22 protein-coding genes are annotated in these 25,552 nt (G+C 65.6%); 11 read left to right on the forward strand and 11 right to left on the reverse strand.

Annotated features, from left to right (window positions below; all coding sequences use genetic code 11):
- Positions 1–30 precede the first annotated feature (30 nt).
- Positions 31–1,458, reverse strand: a complete 1,428-nt coding sequence (locus CR152_RS19755) for an RtcB family protein (protein WP_099877483.1) — start codon at positions 1,456–1,458, stop codon at positions 31–33.
- Between the two features lie 253 nt (positions 1,459–1,711).
- Here CR152_RS19755 and CR152_RS19760 point away from each other — a divergent pair, with 253 nt between their 5' ends.
- A complete protein-coding gene (locus CR152_RS19760) occupies positions 1,712–2,791 on the forward strand; it encodes an ABC transporter substrate-binding protein (RefSeq protein ID WP_099877486.1) in 1,080 nt (359 codons plus the stop codon).
- On the opposite strand, the gene cphA is transcribed toward CR152_RS19760, so the two are convergent.
- The 5 genes from cphA to CR152_RS19785 form a co-directional block, all read right to left on the reverse strand.
- Positions 2,759–5,356: a cyanophycin synthetase gene (gene cphA, locus CR152_RS19765; protein WP_099877489.1), complete on the reverse strand. Its 2,598-nt coding sequence runs from the start codon at positions 5,354–5,356 to the stop codon at positions 2,759–2,761. The genes CR152_RS19760 and cphA overlap by 33 nt on opposite strands.
- Before the next feature lie 5 nt (positions 5,357–5,361).
- Positions 5,362–6,219, reverse strand: a complete 858-nt coding sequence (locus CR152_RS19770; protein ID WP_099877492.1) for a cyanophycinase — start codon at positions 6,217–6,219, stop codon at positions 5,362–5,364.
- Positions 6,216–7,226, reverse strand: a complete 1,011-nt coding sequence (locus CR152_RS19775; RefSeq protein WP_099877495.1) for a methyltransferase — start codon at positions 7,224–7,226, stop codon at positions 6,216–6,218. The genes CR152_RS19770 and CR152_RS19775 overlap by 4 nt, the downstream gene beginning before the upstream one ends.
- A gap of 28 nt (positions 7,227–7,254) precedes the next feature.
- Entirely contained in the window at positions 7,255–8,727 is a 1,473-nt protein-coding gene (locus CR152_RS19780; RefSeq protein ID WP_229413465.1) for an iron-containing redox enzyme family protein, read from the reverse strand.
- Between the two features lie 96 nt (positions 8,728–8,823).
- Positions 8,824–9,702, reverse strand: coding sequence for an isoaspartyl peptidase/L-asparaginase (locus CR152_RS19785; protein WP_099882534.1), 879 nt, complete (start codon positions 9,700–9,702; stop codon positions 8,824–8,826).
- A gap of 215 nt (positions 9,703–9,917) precedes the next feature.
- Here CR152_RS19785 and CR152_RS19790 point away from each other — a divergent pair, with 215 nt between their 5' ends.
- A complete protein-coding gene (locus tag CR152_RS19790; protein ID WP_099877498.1) occupies positions 9,918–10,487 on the forward strand; it encodes a hypothetical protein in 570 nt (189 codons plus the stop codon).
- 27 nt (positions 10,488–10,514) lie between these two features.
- Entirely contained in the window at positions 10,515–10,859 is a 345-nt protein-coding gene (locus CR152_RS19795; protein ID WP_157778620.1) for a hypothetical protein, read from the forward strand.
- Here the strand turns inward: CR152_RS19795 and CR152_RS19800 are convergent.
- Complete coding sequence (locus tag CR152_RS19800; RefSeq protein ID WP_208640156.1) at positions 10,841–11,479, reverse strand: TetR/AcrR family transcriptional regulator; 639 nt, start codon at positions 11,477–11,479, stop codon at positions 10,841–10,843. The two genes, CR152_RS19795 and CR152_RS19800, sit on opposite strands and share 19 nt — an antisense overlap.
- Positions 11,480–11,568: 89 nt before the next feature.
- Between CR152_RS19800 and CR152_RS19805 the strand changes: the two genes are divergently transcribed.
- Positions 11,569–12,756 (forward strand): arabinose transporter, encoded by a 1,188-nt coding sequence (locus CR152_RS19805; protein ID WP_229413466.1) that lies wholly within the window; start codon positions 11,569–11,571, stop codon positions 12,754–12,756.
- A gap of 34 nt (positions 12,757–12,790) precedes the next feature.
- Complete coding sequence (gene ribB / locus CR152_RS19810; protein WP_099877507.1) at positions 12,791–13,435, forward strand: 3,4-dihydroxy-2-butanone-4-phosphate synthase; 645 nt, start codon at positions 12,791–12,793, stop codon at positions 13,433–13,435.
- Positions 13,436–14,114: 679 nt separating this feature from the next.
- Here the strand turns inward: ribB and CR152_RS19815 are convergent.
- From CR152_RS19815 to CR152_RS19825, 3 genes are all read right to left on the reverse strand, one after another.
- Entirely contained in the window at positions 14,115–15,701 is a 1,587-nt protein-coding gene (locus CR152_RS19815; protein ID WP_099882537.1) for a sensor domain-containing diguanylate cyclase, read from the reverse strand.
- Between the two features lie 319 nt (positions 15,702–16,020).
- Positions 16,021–16,572 (reverse strand): RNA 2'-phosphotransferase, encoded by a 552-nt coding sequence (locus CR152_RS19820; protein ID WP_099877510.1) that lies wholly within the window; start codon positions 16,570–16,572, stop codon positions 16,021–16,023.
- Positions 16,573–16,686: 114 nt separating this feature from the next.
- Positions 16,687–17,352, reverse strand: coding sequence for an NUDIX hydrolase (locus CR152_RS19825; protein WP_099877513.1), 666 nt, complete (start codon positions 17,350–17,352; stop codon positions 16,687–16,689).
- 173 nt (positions 17,353–17,525) lie between these two features.
- Between CR152_RS19825 and CR152_RS19830 the strand changes: the two genes are divergently transcribed.
- From CR152_RS19830 to pnuC, 6 genes are read left to right on the forward strand one after another with little or no spacing between them, the layout of a single operon-like run.
- Positions 17,526–18,395 (forward strand): cysteine hydrolase family protein, encoded by an 870-nt coding sequence (locus tag CR152_RS19830; protein WP_099877516.1) that lies wholly within the window; start codon positions 17,526–17,528, stop codon positions 18,393–18,395.
- 57 nt (positions 18,396–18,452) lie between these two features.
- Entirely contained in the window at positions 18,453–19,643 is a 1,191-nt protein-coding gene (gene pncB / locus CR152_RS19835) for a nicotinate phosphoribosyltransferase (protein WP_208640275.1), read from the forward strand.
- 16 nt (positions 19,644–19,659) lie between these two features.
- Complete coding sequence (locus CR152_RS19840) at positions 19,660–21,357, forward strand: NAD+ synthase (RefSeq protein WP_099877520.1); 1,698 nt, start codon at positions 19,660–19,662, stop codon at positions 21,355–21,357.
- A gap of 17 nt (positions 21,358–21,374) precedes the next feature.
- Entirely contained in the window at positions 21,375–22,421 is a 1,047-nt protein-coding gene (locus CR152_RS19845; RefSeq protein WP_229413467.1) for a bifunctional nicotinamide-nucleotide adenylyltransferase/Nudix hydroxylase, read from the forward strand.
- Entirely contained in the window at positions 22,418–23,341 is a 924-nt protein-coding gene (locus CR152_RS19850; protein ID WP_208640157.1) for an ADP-ribosylglycohydrolase family protein, read from the forward strand. The genes CR152_RS19845 and CR152_RS19850 overlap by 4 nt, the downstream gene beginning before the upstream one ends.
- Positions 23,342–23,353: 12 nt before the next feature.
- Entirely contained in the window at positions 23,354–23,917 is a 564-nt protein-coding gene (gene pnuC / locus CR152_RS19855; RefSeq protein WP_099877523.1) for a nicotinamide riboside transporter PnuC, read from the forward strand.
- Positions 23,918–24,107: 190 nt separating this feature from the next.
- Here pnuC and CR152_RS19860 read toward each other — a convergent pair whose 3' ends face one another.
- Entirely contained in the window at positions 24,108–25,445 is a 1,338-nt protein-coding gene (locus CR152_RS19860) for an acetylxylan esterase (protein WP_229413826.1), read from the reverse strand.
- Positions 25,446–25,552: the final 107 nt, after the last annotated feature.

Below are 25,552 nucleotides of genomic sequence, written 5' to 3' on the forward strand. Positions count from 1 at the left end.
GCGGCGGCGGCGAATGGTTCGGCGCCACGGTCATGCCTTGAAGGTCAGCAGCGGGGACAGCTTGGCGATCGGCCGCACCAGTCCTTCTTCCACCTGCGATTCGATCACCGGCCCGATCGGCTTGTAGGCCCCGGGCGCCTCTTCGATGCGGCGCTCCTCGCGCAGCGTGATGCACTCGAACTGGCGCTGTGCGCCGGCATCCGCGTCGTGCTTCGACTTCCACGCCATCTCCATGCGCGACACCGCCCGTCCCGCGCCATGGCTGGCCGAACTGGCCCAGCGTTCGTGACCGAGGCCGTCGAGCAGGTACGAGTCGTCGCCCATCGAACCGGGAATGAGCAGCGGTTGCCCGGCATGCGCGGGCGTGGCGCCCTTGCGGTGCACATTGCCGCCCGCTTCACTGAGCACGATACTGTGCGGCACGTCGCACACCAGCGGCATCGACTGGTCGCCGAACACCTGGCGGATGCGCTGGCGCACCAGTTCCACGATCAGCGCCCGGTTGGCGTCGGCGTAATGGGCGGCGGCGTGCATGGCCGTCAGGTATTCGGCGGCCAGCGGCCCGCACAGGCCATACAGGCCGGACTCCGGATGCTTTACGCCCGTTGGCCACTCGGCCTTGGCGCGGTCCATCCAGCGCGTGCCGATGTACGAACCCACGTCGCGCGAGCCGCTGTGCACCATCAGCGCCAGTTGACCGGGCCGCACGCCCAGTTCAAAGGCGCGGTGGCGGTCCAGCACTTGCGACACGTACTGGAACTCGCAGAAGTGATTGCCGGCGCCGAGCGTGGCCAGGCCCGGATCGCGCAGCAGGCCGCGGCGGGTATCCTGCAGCGCTTCGGGCGCATAGTGCGCGTTGCCGGCGATGTGCGAGGCCGCAAACAGGCGCGTCGTTTCCGCTTCGACCTGGGCGAAGTCGATGTGCGCGAACAGGCCCTCGCGCGTGTTGCGCATGGCGCGCCAAAAGGCGCCCAGGCCGTCGGAAAACAGCGCCGTCATGGCCGCCGGCGTGGTCGGCACATTGCGCGCCGCCTCCAGCAGATCGCCCTTGAGCAGGGCGACCAGGCGCTCCTTGTGCGCCAAAAAGCGTTCGAGCGGCACATCGATCACGTGCAGGCGCATGCCGCAGTTGATGTCGCGCCCGATCGATTCGGGTACCACGAAGTCGTGGTTGGTAACGAGGATGCTGCCGACCGGTACCGGCGCGCCGGGATGAAAGTCGGGCGTGGCGCAGGCGCGGCAGACGTGCCCGCCATGCGGGTGGCGCATGCCGGCGAACGCCAGCAGCTGGCTGACCGCTTTCGCTTCCAGCGGCAGGCTGTCGGGCAGCAGGATTTCGGCGCGCACGTCGGACCGCAAGGTCGACTGCACGCGCAGGATATTGCCTTCGCGTTCGGCGAAGATATTATGGGAGGCAAGGGCTTTGGCCAGGCGTTTGGCCGATACGGTAGTGCTCATTTTTGGCTGCTTTCAGGGGACGAAGAAAAACGCACCTTCGAAAAGGCGGTTTCTTCAGAGGCAGCAGCCAATACAACGAAGAGGGCGGATTATAGCAGGACGCCCGCAAGCATGGTGATTTCGTTAAGATTGAAGTGTAAATGAAATCAAAGTTGCAGCACGTCATCACCCTGTCATACCTTGTGCGTACCATCGCGGTTTTCACCCCTGAGAGTTGACCGTGAAGTCCTGTATCCGTGCCCTGTGGCTGGCAATGAGCGTCTGTTTAACCCTGCTGGCCACCCGCGCCAGCGCCGCCGAGCAGATCGTGGTCGGCCATGCGATCGACCTGTCCGGTCCCAACGGCAGCATCGGCCGCGATTATGTGGCCGGCATCACTACCTATTTCGACAGCATCAATGTCAAGGGCGGCATCAACGGCAGGAAGATCGTCTACACCGTGCGCGACGACCGCGGCGTGGCGGCCGAATCGGCCAGGCTGGCCAGCTCCCTGATCCAGCAGGACCGCGCCAACTACCTGCTCGGCGCCATCGGAGCCGAGTCGACCCAGGCCATCCTGGCCGCGCCGGCCTTTGCCGACTCGCGCCACGTGCTGTTTGCGCCGCTGACCGATGCTTTCGCGGCGCCGCGCGGGCGCGTCATTTTCTGGCGCCCCAGCATGGAGCGCGAGTGCCAGTTCATCCTCGCCTACTTCGACAAGCTGGGACTCAAAAAAGTCGGCATCGTCCTGCAGGACACGCCGCAGAACCAGAAAACCTACCAGATGGTCGCCGAGGAAGTGCGCAAGCGCGGCATGACGCTGGCCGGCACCGCGCGCGTGTCGGCCAATATCGAGGCCGACGCGAAGCAGTTAAGTGCCTCCGGCGCGAAAGTGGTGCTGATGATCGCCGATACCATCGGCGCATCGCAGTTCCTCAAGGCTTTTCGCAAGCATGATGCGAGCACGTTTGTTGCCGGCACTTCGCTGATCAACCTGGCCACCTTGAGCGAAATCGCCGGCGCCCGCGCCACCGAGTGGACCGTGTTTTCGCAGGTGGTGCCCAATCCGGGCAGCACCGCGTCGGTACTGCAGTCCGAGCATATCGACATGATGAAAAAATTCCGCGACGAGCCGGTATCGGCGATCACGCTCGAAGGCTTCGCCGTTGCCAAGACGCTGGTCAAGGCGATTCAGATGGACGCGGGCGGGCGCGGCGCCCTGCAGACAATGGCCGCCAGCCGCACCCCGATCGACATCGGCGGCATGACGATCCTGTCGTCCGACCGCAAGAGTACCATGTCCGAATTCGTGGACATTGCCTTATTCAAGCGGGACGGTCGCCTGATGTACTGATGGCACGGCGGCCGGCATCCCTGGCGCCGGGTCGACGTAGCGTGCCGTCTCGCGCAGGGCGGTGGCGTTTGATCCGCAGGCGAATACCAGCACGTCGCCCGGCTGGCAGCGCGCCATCGCCGCCGCGAACGCATCGCTGACCGGCACGATGGCGTGCAGCAGGTGGTCGTCTTTCCCGGCGCGGCGCGCGCCATCGAGAATGGTGCGCGCCGTCTCACCGCTGGCGCGCCCGCGCGGATCGGCTTCGTACACGAACAGTTCATCGAAACCTTCGGCGCAGGTGTGCCCGATGTCGAGCAGGTCGGCCTCGCGCCGGTCGCCGGGGCAGGTGAGCACCGCGATGCGGCGCCCGCCGGAGAGCGACTGCGCCATCGACGCCATGGCCGCGTAGGCCGCCGGGTTGTGCGCATAGTCGACCACGATGGTCACGCCCTGCGCGCTGTAGATGTTCGAGCGCAGCGGATTGTTGTCGCGGTCCGACACAAAGGTGGACAGTGCCGCGCCAATCTGCGCAGGGGTAAAGTTCGCCCCCATCAGGGCGGCGGCGGCCGCCAGGGCGTTGGCGATGTTGTAGCGCGCGTGGCCGTGCAGGCTCGCCGGCATGCGTTCCGCGCGCAGCAGTTCCAGCCTGCGCAAGCCGTCGTCGAGGATCAGCGCATTGTCCTGGAACCAGGCGGCGCGTCCGCCGTTGTCGAGGTGGCGCAGCAGGACCGGGTTTTCCGGCTCCATGGAAAAGAAGATACGTTCCACATCCGCCGACACCTGGGCGCTCATCGCCACGCACAGCCGGTCGTCGGCGTTCAGGACCACCGCGCGCGAAGCGGCATTGGCCACCACCGCCTTGACCGCTGCCAGTTCGGCCACGGTTTCGACGCCGTCGAGCCCCAGATGGTCCGCCGAGACGTTGAGCACCACCGCCACCGCGCAGCGGTCGAACGCCAGGCCGCGCTTGAGGATGCCGCCGCGCGCCGTTTCCAGCACGGCGATATCGACGCTCGGCGTGGTGAGCAGGGTGCGCGCCGAATGGTAGCCGGCGCAGTCGCCATCGATGATCTGGTGGCCGTCGATGAACACGCCCTCGGTGGTGGTCACGCCGGTGCGCAGGCCGGCCAGGCGGGCCGCATGCGCGATCATCAGCGAGGTCGTGGTCTTGCCGTTGGTGCCGGTGACGGCGATGACGGGAATGCGGCCGTCGCTCTCGCCGAACATCGCCTCGACGATGGACTCGCCGGCATTGCGGGCCTGGCCCTGGCTTGGGTATTCGTGCATGCGGATGCCGGGCGCGGCGTTCACTTCGATCAGGGCGCCGCGCTGGCCGCGCAGGCACAGCGAAATATCGCTGCAGATCACGTCGATGCCGGCGACGTCCAGGCCGATGATCTGCGCGGCGCGGATGCACATTTCGCGCGTGGATGGATGCACGCGGTCGGTGACGTCTTCGGCGGTGCCGCCGGTCGACAGATTGGCGTTGCCGCGCAACTGCACCTCGACGCCGTTCGGCACAACCGAATCGAGCGTGTAGCCTTGCTCCGCCAGCAGTGCCAGCGCCAGTTCGTCGAGCCGAAGGCGCGTGAGGATGTTGGTGTGGCCGTCGCCGCGCGCCGGATTGCGGTTTTCAAGATCGACCAGTTCCTGCACGGTGGATGTGCCGTCGCCGGTGATGGAAGGCGGGCGGCGCAGCGAGGCGGCGGCGAGCTTGCCGCCGATGACCAGCAGGCGGTAGTCGCGCCCCTCGATGAAGCGTTCGACGATGACGCGGCGGCCATACTGGCGCGCGAAATCGAAGGCGGTACGGACCGTGCCGGCATCGGTGCATTGCGTGGTGACGCCTTTGCCCTGGTTGGCGTCGAGCGGCTTGACGGCGACGGGAAAGCGCAGACGCGTTGCCAGCGCCACCGCTTCATCGGATGTGCTCACCACACCGCCCCTGGGTACCGGAATGCCGCCCTGTTCGAGCAGGGTCTTGGTCAACTGCTTGTTGCTGGCGATACCGACCGCGATGGTGGAGGTGTCGCCGGTGACGGTTGCCTGCAGGCGCTTCTGGCGGCTGCCCCAGCCAAGCTGAAACAGATTGGCTTCGTCGGTCAGGCGTACCGCGGGAATGCCGCGCGCCTGCGCCGCGTTGACCACGGCAGCCGTGCTGGTGCCGATGGCGCCGCGTTCGGCCACTTCGTGAAGCGCTTCAAGACGCCCGCTCCAGTCTTGCGCTTCGCCGCGCGCCAGTGCCTGCACCACGTCGAGCGCCAGGGCCATCGCCTCGACGGCGACCTGCTCGCGCTGGTAAGCGACCACGATGCGCCAGTGCGTCTCATCGACTTTGCCGGTCAAGCCAAAGCTGACCGGCGTACCGGCCATGGTTTGCAGTTCCAGCGCCACTTGTTCGGCCGCGTGCGCCAACGTTGCATAGCTGCGCCGGCCGGCCATGCCGGGAAGTTGCGCAAGCAGCGCATCAGTAAAACCAGGGGCCATGCCAGACAGCTCGCCCGCATCGATAATGGTTTGCAGGCAGGTCAGCCGGGACCAGCGATTGGGGCCGCGCAGGACGCGCTGTTCGATGATGTTCATGATGTTTATGCGATGTTGGTAACGATTTTCAAAAAGTCGGACAAGGCCGCCGGCGTTGCGGTGTCGCCGGCCGCGCCGTAGCGCGAGCCGGACGGCAGCAGGTGAAGGCGCACGTCCACCATTTCAGGCACGCTGCGGTTGCGGATGTCAGCCACGTTCGACACCATGTGTCGGCCGTCGATGACGGTGACGGCGCCGGCGCCCAGGATCTCGATGCCGCCGCCGGCTTCGATCAGCAGGGCCGTGTCTTCGTCGATGCCCACGCCGAGCAGAAACGGGTTTTGCGCCACCACGGTGAGCAGCCGGGCGAGGCGCTGGCGCTGCGAGAAGTGCTGGTCGATCACCACGCGCTGCACGAAGCCGATGCCGGCGCCCAGGCTGACCGTGCCTTTTTCCGGATGCAGGTCGGCCTTGCCGTCGGCCAGCATGTGGGCCGACATGGCCGACGCGCCGGCGCTGGTGCCGGCGATGCAAGCCCCGCGCGCGAGGGCTGCGTGCAGGGCTTCGTCAAGCCCGGTTCCGCCGATCAGCGCCAGCAGTCGTTTCTGGTCGCCGCCGGTAATAAAAATGCCGTCCGCCTGCGCCACTTCGGCCGCCATGGCCGCATCGTTGGCCTCGGCGCGGCTGGCGATGTGCACCGGCTTGCGGCTGGTCACGTTCATGCCGCCGAATGCGGCGTCGTAGATGGCCCACATGCGCTCGGGCACGCGGCTGGCCGCCGTCAGTACCGCGATGCGCTTGTCCGGCCCACCGCACAGGGCGATGAAGCGCTCCAGGATCTGCATGTCGTCTTCGCGGTCTTCACTGCCGCCGATGATCAGGAGGCTGCCACGGCGCGGATCGGCATGCGCCGTCTCGCTCATGCGCTGCCGTCGGGCCGGGTGGCGCACAGCCACACCGCCGCGATCCGGTCCGCATAGGCATAGGGGGCTTCGTCGAGTTCTTCGCCGAACACGTCAGGGTCGATTTCGTCGTAGGTCCAGTGAAAACCGGCGGCGCGCAGGCGCGGTTCCACCGCCTGGCGGAACGGGTCGGCATTGGCCACGATGGCCGCGCCGGTGTACAGCATGAGCGTGCCGCCCGGGGCCAGGCGCTTGATGGCTTCGTCGACGATGGCCACCGACAGGCCGGCACCCAGGTCGCCGCCGCCATGGCGGTAGGCGCGCTGCTCGCGGTCGATCAGGTAGGGCGGGTTGGCGACGATCAGGTCGAACTGGCCGTCGACGCTCGACAGCAGGTTGCTGTCGACGGGCGTGAGGTTGGTCACGCCGGCGATGCGGGCGTTGATTTCGGTGAGCACCAGCGCGGCCGGGTTGATGTCGGCGGCGAACACGTGGGCGCCGGGATGGACCAGCGCAATCGTGATGGCGCCAGGCCCCGCGCCGCAGCCGATATCCGCCGCGCGCCTGACTGGCGCCATGCGCGCCCCCAGCGAGGCGCGCATGGCGCGCACGAAGCGGTAGGTGTCGGGGCCGAAGAACACGGCGTCGGCCGCAGTGGTCGGATAGGCCGAATGCAGGTATAGCTGTCCGTCCAGGGTGGAGGCGCGCAGCACGCTGCGCAGCATGCCGTTGTCGTGGTTGATCACCTCGGCGTCGTGCATCAGGTCGATCAGCGTGGCGTTGACCACGGCCGGCTTGAAGGCGCGGCTCCAGCCGAAAATGCCCGACAGGTCATGTGCCCAGCCGCTGGCCAGGCGCGCATTGACGCGGCTGTGCGTGAGCGGGGTGACGGTGGTGAAGGCGTAGCCGTGCTGCTTCAGGGCGCAGCCCAGCGCATGCAGCGCGGCCTTGCGTTCCTCGCCGGCGATGCCGATGGGCGGCGCCTGGTCGAGCCGGTGACCGTCGATGGAGATAATGGAGGCGCTCATGCTGTTCCTGTCGTTTTGGTTTTGTCGGTCAGCCGAGCAGGCGCACGAACATGCGCGTTGCCATCAGGCCGGTAGCGGTGTGGTGTCTGGATGGCGCCATGTGCGCCACCAGCAGTTTCATGGCGGCGCTGGTCGATGGCGCCAGCGCGACGGCTTGTTCAAGGCGGCGCAGCTGGTCGTTTTCGGCTTCGTGTTCGCCGGCATGGCCGGCGTACGGGTAGCGGATCAGGGCGCGCGCGCCGTGGGCTTTCGGCGGCGCGCTGCGGGCCGGGGCGAGCGCGCGCTGGCGGGCGCGAAACGAGGCCACGCGCGGCGCGTCGGTGGCGGGGCCGCCCGCCTGCGCCGGCGTAGCGATCCAGTCGGCCAGCACCTGCTGTTCGTAGCTTGAGAAAACGCCGAACATTTCGGCATGGTCGCCCTGCAGGAGGCTCCAGAAGCGGCTTTCCTGGGGCGCCGCGCCGCGTTTGATCCAGCCGGTGCTTTCAAAGGCGCGCAGCAGGCCGGGGATTTGTTCGGGATCGGCCAGCCAGGCGTTGATGGTTTTTCCGGCCACGCGGCAGTAGTCGCTGTGCATGTTCTGTCCGACCACGGCCTTGGCCGCGAGGATGCGCACCAGTTCTTGTTCCAGGTCGAAGGAGGCGATCACGGAGTTGGTGTTTTCGCCCAGTTCATTGAGCTTGTAGCCTTCTCGTACGCGGCGATAGAACTCGGCCGGATCGGCGGCGCGCGCCGCAATCCGTTGCAGTGCGTCGACCGCGTCACGCGCGTGCCCGGTCGAGCCATTGTCGACCGTGATGTGCAGCGTGAAGTAGTACGGGTCGATTCCGAGCTCGTTCAATTCGTAGGCGGTGATGAGCAGGTGCAGCGGCAGCTGTTCGTAGCCGAGGTTATAGCCGATCATCTCCGGCAGGAAGCTTTCGCCCGCATGCGCCAGCGCCAGCTGCAGCGCGCCCTGGGTGAAGTGGGCGCCACCGAGGTCGTCCCATTCGGCGCAGCCGTGGTTGTCGAGCAGGCGCTGGTACAGTACCACGTGGTTCTTGTCGGGCAGGCCGTCGCCCAGTTCCTCGACATAGGTCTTGACCAGGGGGCGGAAATCGTTTTCCTGCCAGCGCTGCAGGGCGCCGTACAGCCAGGCGCCGTCCACCAGCTTGGTCGGCGCCACGCAGCGCAGGAAATACAGCGCGTGCGACTTGCTGGTGAAGAAGCGGCGCGGGGCGCCATCGCGGCGGCTGGCCAGGTATTGCTGGTACTGGGTGCCGATGGCGGCGCTGCGCGGCGCGATCCAGTCGTTCAGGCCGGCCGCGGTGTCGGGCAGGTCGCATGGGTGGGACGCGGCGCGCGCCAGCTGGCCCACCAGGTAGGCCTGGGCGTCGGCGCCGGCAGGCGCATCGGGCTGCGAGAGGGTGTCGTACAGCGCACGGCAGCTGGTCGCGGCAGGCGCGCAACGGCGCGGAGCGATGACGGGTGGCGTGGCGAACGCGGTGCTTTGCATGTTGGACATGGGTGCGAGGTCTGGGTTTTTCAGAGAGGCCTCATTATCGCTGCCGCCCCGCGCGCCTCGTATCGGTGGTCAAGCTGTGCTTGTGTAAGACAACGATTACGCGAATTCCCGGATTATTGCCCGCGGCATGGCGCGGTTGCTGCACGTTGCCTGCTCGGTGTAGCTCACCGCGATCAGGCCGACGGCCACCGCCGGGTCGAACAGGTTGATGCCGCGCTGTAGCGCCTGCTCCAGCGGGGTGCCGGCCGCGATCCACTGGTACACGGTGAAGGCCAGCAGGTGGCGCACGATCTGCTCGCCGATGCCGGTGGCCGCCACGGCACCGTCGGGACCGGCATAAAAGCCGCTGCCGATGATGGGCGTGTCGCCGACGCGGCCGAGCAGGGAAGGGGCCGAGCCGCCGGTCGAGCTTGCCACGGCGAAGTGTCCGTCGGCGCCGCGCACCACCGCACCGACTGTGTCGCAGGCGCTCTCTGCGGCCTGGTCGAGCGGACGTTCGTAGTTCCACAGGCGGGCAAATGCGGGCCGCTCGCCCAGCGAGGCGAGCAGCCGCGCATGGGCCGCGCGCGCCTTGTCGGTCGGCTGGTGGAAGGGCGGGTGGCCGCCGGCGCGGGCGAAACGGGTGGCGCCGTCGCCGGCCAGCAGCCAGTGCGGGCTGTCCGCCACCGCGCGCGCAACCAGAACCGGGTTCTTCACTTGCGTGATGCAGGCCACGCCACCCAGTCGCCCCCGGGTATCCATGACGGCGGCATCCATTTCGATGGTCTGGCCGTCCAGGCACAGCACCGAGCCGGTGCCGGCGTTGAAGCGGCCATCGTCTTCCATCGATACGACGGCGGCCACGGCGGCGTCGAGCGCGTCGCCGCCGCGCCGCAGGGCGGCCAGCGCCAGGCCGGCGGCCAGGGTGCAGCCATCTTCATTTTCCCTGGAGGTACCGGCGCCGCCGTGGACGACAATGGCATGAGCAGTGGACATGGTGTTTCCGCTTGATTCGGCATCGGCTGCCATTATCCGGCGCGGTGCAGCGCGCCAGTGTGCGTTGCCTAACCCTGCGGCGCATCGACCGCTGTGCCTTAAACCGAAGGTATATTCGTAAATACGACAAACGGTTTTGTTTGCGATTCGTCAAGTTGACAAAATCGGCGTATGCTGGGTATTCAGGCTGATAGCGGCCGCCCACCGGGGAATGCATGACACTGTCCGATATCATTGCGACGGAGCAACTCGAACTCCGTCGGCGCACTGGCGTGGCACGAACGGAAACGCGCGCCGTGCCGCGCGCGATGCCGCAGGACGGCGCGAGCCTGCGCGACACCTTGCGTCCGCGTTGCGAGGAGGCGCTGCTGCGCTGTTCGGCGCAGTCGGCCGGCATCAGCATTTTCGACAACGACGACCTGGACGAGCTGACCTGGGCCGCAACCGTGGGGGTGCTGGGACCCTTTGAAGGGCGCCGTTTTCCCTGCTCCAACAGCCCGTGCGGGCTGTGCTTTTCCTACCGGAAAACCCAGCTGCTGCTCCAGCCGCACCGGTATTTCGCGTGGATGGCGCAGACCGGCGTTTCCATTAACGAGGCGCTGGTAGCACCCCTGATTGGCCAGTTCGGAGCGTTTTACGGGACCATCTGGGTGATGACCCATGACGACCTGGATATCCATTTCAACCTCGACGATGCCGACACCCTGGCCGACCTGAGCCGCGGGCTGGCGAGCACCATCCGGCTCAACGATATCGGGCGCGATCCGGCCGGGAGCAGGGCCTGACCGGCCTGTTCCCTTGTTTCGGAATCTGTGGCAGGGTACTCCCGGCAAGACGCCGGCGCCGCGAGACTGGCGTTTTCATCCATAACGCCAGAGTCGATCCATGAAAAAACCACGCTAATCCTTGCCATCGTGCTGGCGTCGGCGCCGGCCGGCCCGGCGCAGGCGCAATTTTCCGGACGGGCCTGGGCCAATGCGGGCGACGTGGCGCGCGACAAGCAGAACCATCAGGCAGCGCTGGACGCCTATCGCCAGGCGGCCGACAGCGGCTACACCAAGCTGGCCAGCGACAAGCGCCAGCCCGGTATCGCTATTCTGAGCGTCAGGGATTTCAAGCGCTTCCTGGCCGATAGCGGCTACGCCAGCGCGCCTTGACGGGCGGCGCCGGCGCGCAGGAAGCCTTCCAGCGCGTCGACGATGCTGCGCTCGATGTCGGCGCCGGCAAAGCGCGCCGGCGCGTCCATCACGGCCGCGTGCACCAGCGACTCCATCATGCGCAGCAGCACCCAGGTGGCGAGGTCGGGGTCGGGCTGGCCGATCTCGTCCTTGTGGCGTTGCAGCAGGTGCAGGATGCACTGGAAGGAATTATTGTCCACCGCACCGTCCTGGCTGGGCGCATCGAAGAAGGGGAATTCCTTTTCCAGCACCTTGTGCAGTTCCGGTTCGAGCTGGTGCGCGACCAGCCAGGCGTGCACCATGGCCGCCAGCTGCTCGCGCAGGGTGCGCGGCTCTTCGCCGCCCAGCACGGCGTCGATGGCGGCGTACATCTGGGCGCCATGGCGTTCGTGCAGCGCCGTGATCAGCGCATCCTTGTTGGGAAAATACTGGTAGACCGATCCCACGCTCACTCCGGCGCGGGCGGCCACCGCATTGGTGTTCATGCCTGCGTAGCCGTGTTCTTCGAGAATGCGAGCCGTGGCCTGCAAAATCTGCTCGACCATGTGCTGGGAACGCGCCTGGCGCGGCACTTTGCGGGGCGTGGGAAGAGGGCGCATGCGGTCCTTGGAATGCGAGTTTTCAATACGAGTAATTGCTCGTATTCTCTCACATCCCGAGCAATTGCTCGTCTTCCTGTGAGGCCATCGTGCAGTTACAACCGAATGCCGCGGCGGCCGCGCCGCGCAGCCTGTTCGTTGAATTATTTCCCATCACCCTGACCGTGTTCGTCGCTTTCCTGACGCTGGGCCTGGCGTTGCCGGTGCTGCCGCTGCATGTGCAGTCGGCGTTGTCGATGAGTCCGCTGGTGATCGGGATTGTGGTCGGCAGCCAGTTCGTGGCGGCGCTGCTGACGCGGGCGTGGGCCGGCAATACCGTCGATCGGCGCGGTGCCAAGCGTGCTGTACTGCTTGGTCTGGGGCTGGGCGCGTGCTCGGGTGCCGCTTGCCTGGCATCGCTGGGCGCGCCGGCCGGGTACGGCGCCGTGGCGATCCTGATCGGTGCGCGGGTGCTGCTCGGCTGCGCCGAGAGCCTGGTCGTGACCGGTGCGCTGGGCTGGGGCGTCGGCCTGGCCGGGGCGCAGCACGCGGGCAAGGTCATGGCGTGGGTCGGCATTGCCATGTACGGCGCGTATGCCGCCGGCGCGCCGCTCGGCGTGTTCGTGTACGGCCGCTACGGGTTTGCCGGCATTGCGCTGGCCGGCGTGGCGATTCCCCTGGTGGCGCTGGCCATCGTGGCGCCGGTGAGGGCGCTGGCGCCGTCGCACGCGGTGCGCGTGCCTTTTTATAAGGTATTGCGCGCGGTATGGCTGCCCGGGCTGGGCCTGGCGCTGTCGAGCATGGGGTTCAGCGTGATTGCCGCCTTTGTGGCGTTGCTGTTTGCCGCCCGCGGCTGGGGTGACGCGGCGCTGGCGTTCACCGCATTTGGCGCGGCGTTTATCGGCGCGCGGCTGCTGTTCGGCCATCTTCCCGATACGCTTGGGGGCGCGAAAGTGGCGCTGATGTGCGTGCTGATCGAAGCGGTCGGCCAGCTGCTGATGTGGAGCGCACCGTCGGCCTTGGTCGCCTGCGCCGGCGCGGCCATCACCGGGTTCGGCTACTCGCTCGCGTTTCCGGGCTTCGGGGTGGAAGCGGTGCGCCGCGCGCCGCCCCAAAGCCGCGCTGCCGCGATGGGGGCGTATGTCGCTTTCCTCGATATGTCGCTGGCCGTCAGCGGTCCGCTGGCGGGGCTGGTGGCGATGCGCTGGGAGGTGGGCAGCGTATATCTGGCTGGCGCGGTCGCGGTGGCGTTGTCCGCCTTCGTGGCGCTGCGCTTGCTGGTGACCCGGCCCGCCTGATCATTTTTCTATTTTTTTATGGGAGTTAAAACGCATGTTGGATTACATTGATACCGCGCCTGCCAGCGCCCTGGCCAATCGCATCCATGCCGCGCTCGGCGCGATGCGCGCGGGCGTGCCGGTGATCCTGACGGACGATCATGACCGCGAAAACGAGGCCGACCTGATCGTGGCGGCCGAGCGCCTGACGGTGGAAACGATGGCGCTGATGATCCGCGAATGCAGCGGCATCGTGTGTCTGTGCCTGCCGCCGGAAACGGTAAGCGCGCTGGCGCTGGTTCCCATGAGCGCGCGCAACGGCAGCCGGCATGGGACGGCGTTTACCGTGTCGATCGAGGCGCGGGAAGGGGTGACGACCGGGGTGTCGGCGGCGGACCGGGTGGCCACCATCCGTGCGGCGGTTGCGCCAGACGCGCAGCCGGGCGACGTGGTGAGCCCGGGCCATGTGTTTCCGCTCGCTGCCAAGGTTGGTGGCGTGCTGGCGCGGCGCGGCCATACCGAGGGATCGGTCGATCTGGCGGTACTGGCGGGCCTGCGCCCGGCGGCCGTGCTGTGCGAACTGATGAACGCCGACGGGACCATGATGCGCGGGGCGCAGATAGAACGCTTTGCGGCGGACCGGGATTTGCCGGTGCTGTCGGTGGCCGATATTGTGGCTTGGCGCAGCGGGGAGGCGTAGGACTTGGCGGCTGCGCACCGGGGCGCGTTGGCGGTGCGAGGAGGCCGGCGCATCGGATCAGCCCCGCTTGCGCGGCATCGACTTGACCAGGCCGGGGATCTCATGGGCGGTTTCGGCGAACTGCATGGTGCATGTTTTGGGTGGGCACCGTGACGTGACTTCGTTCTTAAAGCTCCCCCGGTTTGGGTTCACTCACAGTCGTGGTGGGCTCGTTGAGGGCATTCGCGGTTGGCGCCGAGGTGCCCCACAAGGATGTTCATGCCATTTATTCGTGGGAGGAGGGTTTGCGTGCTCAACTTGTTTCTACAATAAAGCACAGCTTACTTTTCGTTCAACGGCAATTGCAATAATTCACCATTGCAGACAGGGAGCTTTTTGAATGCAAGAGCTCTTGACTTATCGAGTAAAAAATATGCGTGCAGATCTTCGTAGCTACAGCAGGCAGCATGCCAGATAAATCCATTTAGGAATTTATCGCCACGACTCAAACTTCGTTCCCATTCATCATCGGATTTGCTGACAAGTACTGCTCGAAGCCGTGCCCCGCTTCATAGCCGGCGGCGGCCCGCGCATGGGGACTGTAAGCCGGCAGGCAACATGCCATAAGAAACATTTACCCGTCGACCGGACCAGGCCGTACGCTCGCGTCGCTGTGCACTTTCGACTGAACGACCCGTCCCTAGCTGCCCAGGATCGACGCGCGCTCGCGCCGCGAGGACACCGCCGGCGCATCCGGGCACACCCGGTTGCGCCCGGTCGACTTGGCCAGGTAGAGCGCCTTGTCGGCCGCTTCGACCAACTGTTTCGACTCCATGCCTTTGGTCGGCACCAGCGCGTGCACGCCGCAACTGATGGTGACGATGCCGGCCGGATTGGCCTGATGCTCGCGCCCGGCCGATGCAATCGACCTGCGCACCGACTCGGCCACCACGATCGCCCCGTACAGGTCGGTATTGGGCAGCAGGATCGCAAACTCTTCGCCGCCCACGCGCGCGGCCAGGTTGCCGGCGCGGCGCCGCCCGGTGCGGATGCACTGGCCGATGAACTGCAGACAGGCGTCCCCGGCCGGATGGCCGTAATGATCGTTGTACTTCTTGAAGAAATCGACGTCGAGCAGCACCAGCGCGAGCGAGGTGCCGTCGCGCACGGCACGGTTGAACTCGGCGTCGAGACGGGCGTCGAACAGGCGCCGGTTGGCGATCCCGGTCAGGCCGTCGTTGCGGGCCAGCAGTTTGAGCGAACGGTTCTTGGTCACCAGCGCCAGCTGGGCGTTGCGCAGCTGTTCTTCGAGCTCGTCGCGCAGGGTCACCTGGCGGAACAGGCGCAAGCCCATCCACATCAGGATCAACAGCAGGATCACCACCCACGCCGTCGAGATATACGCGTTGGCCCACCAGTTCGCCAGCGTCTCGTCGGTCGACAGGCCCACCGCCACGAACAGCGGGTAGCGCCGCAGGGGACGGTAGCTGTACATGCGGTCGAGCGTATCGAGGTCGACCGGCACGGCGCGCGAAGCGGGCGTGGCGCGCCACTGCTTGAACATGGGTTCCTTGGCAATCGACGTGCCGATGTTTTCTTGCACGTAAGGGCGACGCATCACCAGCGCGCCGCTATCCAGGGCGATCGTGATGTTGCCTTCCTTGCCGATGTCGAAACTGTCGTAAAAGGTGCGGAAGAAGCTCAGTTGCACCGTAGCCAGGGCCACCCCGATGAAATTGCCGTCCTTGTCTTCCAGGCGGCGCGACACCGGCAGCACCCAGGTGTCGGTCGAGCGGCTGCGGATCGGCGGGCCGACATGGGCCAGCTTGTCCTTGTGCGTCTTGTGATAAACGAAATATTCGCGGTCGGCGTTATTCAGCACCGGGATCGGCTCGCGCAGCGAGTGCAGCGCCCAGTTGCCGCTGGCATCATAAATATACATGCCCTGCAGCGATGGCGTGCGGCTGACGTGGTCGATCAGGTGCAGGTGCAGGCGCTCGCCGTAATGGGTGATGCCGTCGTGCTGCACGCTCTCGACCACACTGGCCAGGATGGTGTCGACCAGCTCGATGGTGCTGTCGGCGTGGTCGGCCAGGGCGCGCGCCATGTTGGCGGTTGCCGCCGCGCTTTGCGCCAGCTGGGTTTCGCGCGCGCTGTAAATGCTCCAGCCCTGCACCGCCACCAGCGAAATGCAGACGACGAGCAGAAACGACGCGGCAATAGCGATCAGCGGCCGCTTTTTGCCATCGAGGTCGGTCACGGGCGGTACATGCTTATCAGCTTTCATGGCGGGGAAGGTCGCGTTCGGAAAGTGTCGTGGGGCGCGCATGCGCGCGATGCGCCCGGGGCGGGCGGCGTGTTCATGCAGTGTGGATCGAATCGCAAAATGGCGCCTGCACTCACATCGTCGTAGCTCCGCAAGGCGACTCGGCCAGGGCTGACCGGATACGCGCGGTGATTGAATAATAGAGCGGCCATTCTACCTTAGCGCATGCGAACTGGAATCAAATATTTACTCAAGGAATGCTTGTCTGTTGTTTCATAAAGCGAATACGAGCATGCCTTGCCATTGTCCGGGCGCCGCGGTCAATTGCCGCAGAGAAAAATCAAGGGAAGGTGATAAAGCGCTTGTTCACCGGGCCGGTCAGCCACACACCATTGGCGGAAAGATAAAATTCCTGGCCCTGTTCATGCAGGGCGAGTGCCTGGACCGTCAGCACCACCGGCACGCCGTGGCGCTGGCCGACGGACAGCGCGGTGGCGGTGTCGGCCGACAGGTGCACATGGTGGCGCGAGGCGGGAATAAGGCCCTGGTCGCGGATCGACGCGGTAAAGCGCGAAGCGGTGCCGTGGTACAGCAATGGCGGCGGGGTCACCGGCACCAGTGCGAGGTCGACGCCGGCCACCGAGTGGCCCTGGTTGGCGCGGATACGTTTGCCGTCGTCGCTGATGGCGAAGCGCTTTTTATCGTTGTCGGCAACGACTTCCAGCAGCAGTTCGGGGGTGATGCGCTTGCCATGCTTGGCGGCGCGCGTAATCAGCTCGTCGATATCGGCCCAGCCGTTCTGGTCGAGCGTGAGCCCGATGGTGCCAGGGCTGTGGCGGAGAATCAGGGACAGGAATTTACTGATTGCTACGGTACGGTTGGAGTCGCTCATCAAATGAAATGATTGTTCTTTTATATTTTTACGTTTAGTCATGTCTCATAATTATACGTGACAGCAATGCAAAGATAGCAAGATAATATGCTATTGCTGTTGCATGAAACCCCACTACAGGCCACGTTCGAGCAGGGTCAGGGTTTTTCTCAGCGCCGCTTTCAGGCGGTACAGCTGGGCCGGACGATGGGCGCCGGCCGCTTCGAACTGGCCGTCAACCGGGTCGAGCACGTCCATTTCGCTCATCTTGCGGCGAAAGCTCACCTTGTTCAGGGTCTCGCCCAGCAGCAGTTCATAGATGCGCTGCAGTTGCGGCAGGGTGAAGGTGTCGCCGGCCAGGAAGCAGGGCAGGGAGGAATACTGGCTTTTGTTGCGCAAGCGTTCCAGCGCCGTGGCGATAATCTCGTTGTGGTCAAATGGCAACGTTCCAAGCTGCGACAGGGGTACGACATGCACGGCGGCGTCATTGCGCGCAGCCAACAGCTCGTACGGTACCAGCGCATAGTGAGCGACCGACAACGACCAGCCGCGCGGATCGCGCTCGGCCCCCGAGAAGGTAGCCAGTTGCTCGAGATAGGGCGCGACGATGCCGGTCTTGTCCTTGATGACGCGCATGGCCGCATCGTGGGCGCTCAAATCGTCTTCCGGATGCACATAGCCGCCCGGAATGGCGAGCGCGCCCTGGAAGGGATCGTGTTCGCGCCGCAGCAGCACGGCCGCCAGCTCCTCGCCGACCAGGGTGAGCAGCACGATATCGACGGTGCAGATCACCGCGCTCATGTGCCTGCCGCCGTCGCGCGGCGCTGAAAATTGCTAAAAATTAATTTCCCGGACATTGTTACTCCTTCATATAGATCAGGCCCGCCATCGGATGAACAAATTATTGCATAGTTAGTTGCAAAAGTAAATTAAGTAGCTTATGCTTGTCGTACTGTACTCACAAGGACAAAGCAATGAAACGCAACCTCCATCTGCTCGTAATCGATCCGCAAAACGATTTCTGCGATTTGCCGGCCGACTATCTGCCGCCGCCCGTGGGCGCCAACGCCGCGCTGGCGCCGGCGCTGCCAGTCACCGGCGCGCACGCCGACATGCTGCGCGTGGCCGACCTGATTCGCAGCGGCCAGGATGGCCTGGCCGCGATCAGCATCACGCTCGACTCGCATCACCGCTTCGACGTGGCGCACAGTTCATTCTGGATGGATGCGCAGCAGGGCGCGATCAACCCGTTCACCCAGATCACGGCGGCGGACGTCAGGCAGGGCAAGTACCTGCCACGCAAAGCGAGTGCGCTGCCGCGCGTGCTGGCTTACCTCGATGCGCTGGAGGCGGCGGGCCGCTACACCCTGATGGCCTGGCCGGTGCACTGCGAGATCGGCTCCTGGGGCCACAACGTGCACGCCGACGTGCGCGCCGCCTACAACGCGTGGGAAGACAGCGCGCTGGGCATGGTGGGCAAGATCAGCAAGGGCAGCAATCCCTGGACCGAGCACTATTCGGCGGTGCAGGCCGAGGTGCCGGACGCCGATGACGACAGCACCCAGGTCAATCAAGCCTTCCTGAGTCTCTTGCGCGGGTCCGACCAGGTGTATATCAGCGGCGAAGCGGGCAGCCACTGCGTGCGCGCCACCACCGAGCATATCGTCGCCAACTGGGACCCGCGCCAGTTGTCGCAGCTGGTGCTGCTGACCGATTGCATGAGTCCCGTGACCGGCTTCGACGCCCAGTACGACGACTTCGTGCGCGACATGCGCGCGCGCGGCCTGCAGATTGCGCAGGCCGCTGACATCATGCCCGAGCTGCTGGCCAACGCGCGCCGCTGATCCCGCCTTTTCCCTTTCCTTTTTCCGACGCGTTCTTACGCGAACCATATGACGCCGATTGTCCCGATTGTCCATAGTCTGCTCGAAACCGATCTGTATAAATTCACGATGTGGCAGGCGCTGTTGCACCGCCACCCGGCCGCCCAGGCCGAATATGCCTTCACCTGCCGCAACCAGAGCGCCTATCCGCTCTCCGAACTGAAGGCCGACGTCGAACGCGAACTCGATCATCTGTGTTCGCTCTCGTTCAAGCCCGAGGAAATCGCGTACCTGCGCGGCCTGCGCTTCATCAAGAGCGACTTCGCCGATTTCCTCACCGTGTTCCGTTTCCAGCGCCACTTCCTGAGCGTGGAAACCGATGGCGACGCGCTGCAGATCCGCGCCACCGGCCCGCAAGTGCACGTGATGGGCTTTGAAATCTACGTCCTGTACATCGTCAACGAGCTGTATTTCCGCCGTTTCGACCAGGAGGCGGCGCTGGCCGAGGGCCGCAAGCGCCTGCAGGCCAAGATCGCCCTGCTGCGCGGCCTGGCCAGCGAGCCTGCGAAGCGCCATCCGTTCGAGTTTTTCGACTTCGGCGTGCGCCGCCGTTTTTCCGGGGCCTGGCACGAGGAAGTCGTCGCCACCCTGGCGCGCGAAGTGCCGACGTACTTCAAGGGCACCTCGAATGTGTACTTCGCCATGAAGTACAAACTCGTTCCGATCGGGACCATGGCGCATGAATACCTGCAAAGCTTCCAGTCCTTCGGCGTGCGCCTGCGCGACTTTCAGAAAGCCGCGCTGGAAGACTGGGTGCAGGAATACCGGGGCGACCTCGGTACCGCGCTGACCGACGTGGTGGGCATGGATGCCTTCCTGAGTGACTTCGACCTGTATTTCGCCAAGCTGTTCGACGGCCTGCGCCACGATTCGGGCGACCCGGTGGAGTGGGGCGAAAAGGCGCTGGCGCACTACGCCAAGCTGCGTCTCGACGCCCATACGCGCCGCCTGGTGTTTTCCGACGGTCTCGATCTGCCGACCGCGTTTTCGCTGTACCGCCATTTTGCCGACCGCACCATGACCGGTTTTGGCATCGGCACCAACCTGTCGAACGACGTGGGCATCACCCCGCTCAATATCGTGATGAAGCTTATGTCCTGCAATGGCCAGCCGGTCGCCAAGCTGTCCGACTCGAAAGGCAAAACGCTGTGCAAGGACGAAACCTTCCTGGCGTATCTGCGCCAGGTGTTCAATCACCCCGCCGCCTGAGAACAGAAAGAATCCGATGCTGAAAATCGCCATCGCCCAATTGAATCCGACCGTCGGTGATATCGACGGCAACAGCGGCGCCATCATCGCGGCCATGCAGCGCGCCGCCGGGCAGGGCGCCGACCTGGCCGTGTTCACCGAGCTGGCCCTGTGCGGCTATTATCCGGGCGACCTGCTGGAAGAAGCGGCGTTCCTGGACCGCATGCAGGCCGGCCTGCAGCGCGTGCTGGAGGCTTCGCGCGGCTTGCCCGGGCTGGTCTCGGTCGTCGGGGCCGTGCGCGCCAACGACGGCCCCGGCAAGCCCTTGTTCAACGCCTTGCTGGCGATTCGCGATGGCGTCATCGTCGCCGAGTACTACAAGCAGCTGTTGCCGACCTACGGCGTGTTCGACGACCGCCGCCACTTCGAGCCGGGCCCGGAAGGCGCCTGCGTGCTGCAGGTCGGCGATCATCGCATCGGCTTTCTGATTTGCGAGGATGGCTGGAACCACGAAGGGCGCGACTACAAGGTCAATCCGTTCACCGCGTTGCGCGAGGCCCGGCCCGACCTGGTGGTCAGCATTAACGCCAGCCCGTCCGATATCGGCAAGCGCGAACTGCGTCACAAGCTGTTTCGCACCGCGTCGGTCCATAACGAACTGCCGATCCTGTACGTGAACCAGGTCGGCGGGCAGGACCAGCTGGTGTACGACGGCGCCTCGTTTGCCGTGTCGCCGTCGCAGGGCATTGCCTTCGAGGCGCAACGCTTCAGCGAGGATTTTCAGGGCATCGGCTTTACGCAAGGCCGCTTCAGCGCAGCCGATGGCTTTGCGCTGCCAGCACCAGGCGCCGACGGCTTGCCGGTGGCCGAATTTGCGCGCCGCCAGATCGTGCTCGGCTTGCAGGATTATGCGCGCCGCTGCGGCTTTTCCAAGGTCGTCGTCGGTTCCTCGGGCGGCATCGATTCGGCCCTCACGCTGGCGCTGGCGGTGGACGCACTGGGACCGGAGAACGTGATCGCGGTGACCATGCCGTCGGCGTTTTCGAGCGAAGGCTCGGTCAGCGATTCGGTCGCGCTGTGCCGCAACCTGGGCATCACCCTGTTCACGCATCCGATTCTGGACCTGGTCAAGCAGTACGGCATCGGTTTCGAGGGCGCGTTCGACCGTCCGCTGCAAGGCCTGCCGCTGGAAAACCTGCAGGCGCGCGTGCGCGGCACGATCCTGATGGCGTACTCGAATGCGTCCGGCACCTTGCTGCTCACCACCGGCAACAAGAGCGAAATATCGGTCGGCTACTGCACTTTATATGGCGATACCAACGGCGGACTTGGCCTGATTGGCGACCTGTATAAGACCGAAGTCTACGCCTTGTCGCGCCACGTGAATCAGCGCGCCGGGCGCGAGCTCATTCCCGACGCGGTGCTGACCAAGCCGCCATCGGCCGAACTGGCGCCGGGCCAGCAGGATACCGACAGCCTGCCCGAGTACGAGGTGCTCGACGAGATCCTCAAGTGGCACATCGAAGGGCGCCGCCTGCCGGCCGCCGAAGCGGCGCTCGCCGAGCAGTTCGTCGCCGGCCTGCTGGCCGATGCAAATGGCGCGGCGCTGGTCAAACGCATCCACGGCATGGTTGCGCGTAACGAATACAAACGGCGCCAGGCGCCTCCGATTATCCGGGTGCGCTCGCGCGCCTTTGGCAGCGGCCGTCAATTGCCGATTGCCGCTCACTATTGATGACCATGAACGCACAAATGAACCAAACATCCACCGACGTCGCCGTCCTGATCGGCCGTTTCCAGCCATTCCATCGCGGGCACGTGGTGCTGCTGCAGCGCGCGCTGGTGAGCGCACCGCACGTGGTGCTGGTACTCGGCTCCTCGTTCCAGGCGCGCAATGCGAAAAATCCGTTCACCTGGGAGGAGCGCGCCGCGATGATCGGCGCCACCTTGAGCGAGGAAGACCGGGCACGCGTCAGTTTTGTCGCCGTGCGCGACTACTACGACGATTCCCTGTGGTCGGCGGCGGTGCGCAAGGCGGTCGCGCAAAGCGCACCGGATGCGGCGCACGTGGCGCTGGTGGGCCACTTCAAGGATGCGTCGAGCTACTACCTGAATCATTTTCCGAAATGGGAAAACATCGTCGTCGAATCCGAACGGGCCATCGACGCCACCTGCGTGCGGCGTGTGTTCTTCGAGGCGGAAGACCTCGACATTTCGCTCAGCGTTCTCGATGACATGGTGCCGCCCGCGGTGCGCCAGTATCTGAAAGCCTGGGCGCTGCTGCCGCATTATGCCGCGCTGGTGGAAGAGCACCGCCGCATCGTGGCCTATAAAACGGCATGGAAAAGCGCACCGTACCCGCCGATCTTCACCACCGCCGATGCCGTGGTGGTCAGCGGCGGCAATGTGCTGCTGATCCGGCGCGGCGGCTATCCCGGAAAAGGGCAGTGGGCCGTTCCGGGCGGCTTCGTCGAACAGCGCGAACGCCTGCTGCACGCGGCGATTCGCGAGCTGGCCGAAGAAACCAAGCTGGCGCTGCTCGGCGCCACGCTCGAAGGCATGCTGGTCGATGTCAAGGTATTCGACCATCCCGACCGCAGCCAGCGCGGGCGCACCATCACCCATGCTCACTTCTTCGATCTGCAAACCGAGAACCTGCCGCCGGTGGAAGCGTCGGACGACGCCTCGCATGCCGCCTGGATCCCCATCGTGGAGCTGGCCGGCATGGAAGACCAGTTCTTCGAGGACCACTTCCACATTCTCGATTCCTTCCTGTCGCTGAGCGAGGAGCCATCATGATCAGCATACGCGACCGTTATCGCGGCAGCTTGCTGGGGCTGGCCTGCGGCGATGCCGTCGGCACCACCGTGGAATTTTCCGCGCGCGGCTCGTTCGCCCCGGTGACTGACATGACCGGGGGCGGCCCGTTCAGGCTCAAACCTGGCCAGTGGACCGATGACACCTCGATGGCGCTATGCCTGGCCGAGAGTTTTCTGACCAAGGACGCCTTCGATGCGGCCGACCAGATCAACCGCTACCGCAACTGGTGGCAGTGGGGCTACCTGAGTTCGACCGGCACCTGTTTCGACATCGGCATGACAGTGCAGGATGCCCTGTCGCGCTATGCCGTCAGCGGGGACCCATACAGCGGCTCCACCAACCCACGCAGCGCCGGCAACGGCTCGCTGATGCGGCTCGTGCCGGCGGTGTTGTTCGCCTATCCGGATCGCGCGCGCGCGCTCCAGCACGCGGCCGACAGCTCGCGCACCACGCACGGCGCGCCGGAAGCGGTGCAGGCCTGCCAGCTGTTTGCCGGGATATTGAGCGCGGCGCTCGACGGCCAGCCCAAAAATGCGCTGCTGGTCAACGCCGGTTTCATGCCGACCGAGCCGAAACTGGCGGCGATAGCAGCCGGCGCGTTTCTCGACAAGGCCGACAGCGAGATCCGGGGCACCGGCTACGCTGTCGATTCGCTGGAAGCGGCGCTGTGGTGCTTCTTCCATACCGACAGTTATGAAGCGGCCGTGCTGCGCGCGACCAATCTGGGCGACGACGCCGATACCACGGCCGCCATCGTCGGCCAGATCGCCGGCGCCTGGTACGGCGTGGACGCGATTCCGGCAGGCTGGCTTGACAAGATCAGCATGCGTGCCGAAATCGACGACATGGCCTGCCGCCTGTTCGACCGCTTTCATGACGTCAACAGCAAGCATGCCTGACGAAAGCGCGGCGTGATCGGCAACCTTGAAATCGCGGCCAACGTGGGGGCTACCGCAGCCATCCTGCTGGCCGGGCGCAACAGCGTCCACACCTGGTGGACCGGCATCATCGGCTGCGCTCTGTTCAGCGTGCTGTTCTACCAGTCGAAACTGTATGCCGACGTGGCGCTGCAAGGCTTTTTCATCGTCTCGAGCGTGGTGGGATGGGTGCAGTGGCGTCGTGGCCGGGAGGGCAGCGCGCTGCCGATCAGCCACGCGAAGATCGGCGCGCTGGCCTGGATCGTTCCGGCCGGCGTGGCCGCCGCCGCCGCGTATGGCGCGCTGCTGCATCACTATACCGATGCGTACGCGCCGTTTATCGATTCGGCCGTGCTGGTGTTCAGCGTCGTGGCCCAGTTGCTGCTGATGCAGCGCAAAGTCGAAAACTGGGCATTCTGGATTCTCGTGAACACGGTCGCCGTGCCGCTGTATGCCAGCCGCGGCCTGTATCTGACCGCGTTCCTGTACGCCTGCTACTGGGTCAACGCGATCGTGTCGTGGCTGTGGTGGCGCCGTCTGGCGCGCCAGGGCGCATGAACGTGCCGGCCAAACAGTGGCGCCGCGGTCTCGTGGTGGGCAAGTTCTGACCGCTGCACCGTGGCCACATGCTGGTGATCGATAGCGCGCTGGCCGCCTGCGACGATGTGGTCGTCATCAGCTACACCAAGCCGGAGTTCGCCGGCTGCGGCAGGGCGCTGCGCGAGGCATGGCTGCGCGCGGCTCGCCGCTATTTAGCCAGTCCCAGTTGCCGCACTACCCACTGCTGGACCATGTCCAGCTGCTCGGGTGACATGGCATGGCCTTGCGCCGGCGCCACGGTCAGCTGTTTCGGGGCCGTGATCACGTTGTAGGCCGCGAAGGTCGAGGTGGGCGGGGTAAGGACATCGTTGTAACCCCAAAAGTAAAACCCCGGCACGCGCAGGCGCCGCGCGAAGTTCACCGTATCGTAATACGCGGTCGTCGCCGCCTTGGCCGCGACTGGCGCGTCCGTGGGAGCGCCATCCGGCCCCGGCCTGAACAGGGCCGGCCAGCCGCCGGCGCGGCCGTTCAGATAGCCGGTGACGTCGCTAAAGCCGGGATTGCTGGCCACGATGGCAGTCACGCGCGGCTCCAGTGCCGCCGTCATGATGCTCAGCATGCCTCCCTGGCTGCCACCCACGGCCAGCAACTGCTGCTTATTCCACTTGGGATGCGTCGCCAGATAATCGGCCGCGCGCAGCACGCCCAGATTCACGCGCCGGAAATAATAGTTCTCGCGGTCGTCGAGGTTGATCCGGCTGTAACCGAACAGCGCGCCCCCCGCCAGCGACTCGTAGACCTCCGGTGCCAGGTTCAATGGAATGCCGTGGATGCCCACCTGCAGCGTAATGGCACCTTTTTCGGCCACGGCACGTGCTCCGGTGCGCGCTTCGATGCCCGCGCCCGGCAGTTCCAGCACGGCAGGGAAGGGGCCGGCGCCGCGCGGGACCGCCAGCACGCCATAGAAACGGCTGGTGAGCGTGCCGCCGCCGACATTGCGGAAACTGAGGTAGGACACCTCGATCTTGTCATTCGACAGTTCCGGCGCGGGGGTGAGGCGGTAATCGGGCGGCACCTGCGCCAGTGCCGCTTTCTGGCGGGTCCAGAAGGCGTCGAAATCGGCCGGATTGGCCTGGGTGGGCACGATCTTGTCCGGCGCGAAGCCGAGCGTGGCCAGCGTGGTCAGGCTCTGGCTACCCACGTCGGCGCTGGCGATGATGCGCATGAAGGCGGGCGTGGACGGCGCCGGTACCGGCAACACCAGGCCGTCGGCCGGCACCACGGCCGTGCGCTCGGGGCCTTCAAGCATGTCGGGACCGAGGCGGTAGCGGATCGTCACGCCGGCCGCCGGGTAGGGATCGAGCGCGAGCTTCACGCGCACACTGGCAGGCGCGCCCAGGGGATAGGTCCAGTCGTCGCGGTCCGGCGTGACCGTCAGCGCCGTGCTGGCGGCTGTCGGCGGAAGGTAAACAGGCGCACCCTGGGCGCAGGCGCTACCGGAGGCGAGGGTCAGGGCCAGCAAGGTCAGGGCGCAGGTGGGCTTCATCAAGTCGGGGCTTTCGTTGGCTGGCTGCCGCAGCCATGTCGCGCGGCAAGACGCGGCGAGTCTATCACGCGGTATTGTCGATTGCACCACGCTGAATGCACAGCTGG

The organism is Massilia violaceinigra (genome assembly GCF_002752675.1).
Lineage (GTDB): Bacteria > Pseudomonadota > Gammaproteobacteria > Burkholderiales > Burkholderiaceae_D > Telluria_A > Telluria_A violaceinigra.

Excerpts from the sequence above, each read along its gene's own strand:
- CR152_RS19755 (WP_099877483.1), bottom strand. The coding sequence starts at position 1,458 with ATGAGCACTACCGTATCGGCCAAACGCCTGGCCAAAGCCCTTGCCTCC.
- CR152_RS19760 (WP_099877486.1), top strand. The coding sequence starts at position 1,712 with ATGAGCGTCTGTTTAACCCTGCTGGCCACCCGCGCCAGCGCCGCCGAG.
- cphA (WP_099877489.1), bottom strand. The coding sequence starts at position 5,356 with ATGAACATCATCGAACAGCGCGTCCTGCGCGGCCCCAATCGCTGGTCC.
- CR152_RS19770 (WP_099877492.1), bottom strand. The coding sequence starts at position 6,219 with ATGAGCGAGACGGCGCATGCCGATCCGCGCCGTGGCAGCCTCCTGATC.
- CR152_RS19775 (WP_099877495.1), bottom strand. The coding sequence starts at position 7,226 with ATGAGCGCCTCCATTATCTCCATCGACGGTCACCGGCTCGACCAGGCG.
- CR152_RS19780 (WP_229413465.1), bottom strand. The coding sequence starts at position 8,727 with ATGTCCAACATGCAAAGCACCGCGTTCGCCACGCCACCCGTCATCGCT.
- CR152_RS19785 (WP_099882534.1), bottom strand. The coding sequence starts at position 9,702 with ATGTCCACTGCTCATGCCATTGTCGTCCACGGCGGCGCCGGTACCTCC.
- CR152_RS19790 (WP_099877498.1), top strand. The coding sequence starts at position 9,918 with ATGACACTGTCCGATATCATTGCGACGGAGCAACTCGAACTCCGTCGG.
- CR152_RS19800 (WP_208640156.1), bottom strand. The coding sequence starts at position 11,479 with ATGCGCCCTCTTCCCACGCCCCGCAAAGTGCCGCGCCAGGCGCGTTCC.
- ribB (WP_099877507.1), top strand. The coding sequence starts at position 12,791 with ATGTTGGATTACATTGATACCGCGCCTGCCAGCGCCCTGGCCAATCGC.
- CR152_RS19815 (WP_099882537.1), bottom strand. The coding sequence starts at position 15,701 with ATGAAAGCTGATAAGCATGTACCGCCCGTGACCGACCTCGATGGCAAA.
- CR152_RS19820 (WP_099877510.1), bottom strand. The coding sequence starts at position 16,572 with ATGAGCGACTCCAACCGTACCGTAGCAATCAGTAAATTCCTGTCCCTG.
- CR152_RS19825 (WP_099877513.1), bottom strand. The coding sequence starts at position 17,352 with ATGAGCGCGGTGATCTGCACCGTCGATATCGTGCTGCTCACCCTGGTC.
- CR152_RS19830 (WP_099877516.1), top strand. The coding sequence starts at position 17,526 with ATGAAACGCAACCTCCATCTGCTCGTAATCGATCCGCAAAACGATTTC.
- CR152_RS19840 (WP_099877520.1), top strand. The coding sequence starts at position 19,660 with ATGCTGAAAATCGCCATCGCCCAATTGAATCCGACCGTCGGTGATATC.
- CR152_RS19845 (WP_229413467.1), top strand. The coding sequence starts at position 21,375 with ATGAACCAAACATCCACCGACGTCGCCGTCCTGATCGGCCGTTTCCAG.
- CR152_RS19850 (WP_208640157.1), top strand. The coding sequence starts at position 22,418 with ATGATCAGCATACGCGACCGTTATCGCGGCAGCTTGCTGGGGCTGGCC.
- CR152_RS19860 (WP_229413826.1), bottom strand. The coding sequence starts at position 25,445 with ATGAAGCCCACCTGCGCCCTGACCTTGCTGGCCCTGACCCTCGCCTCC.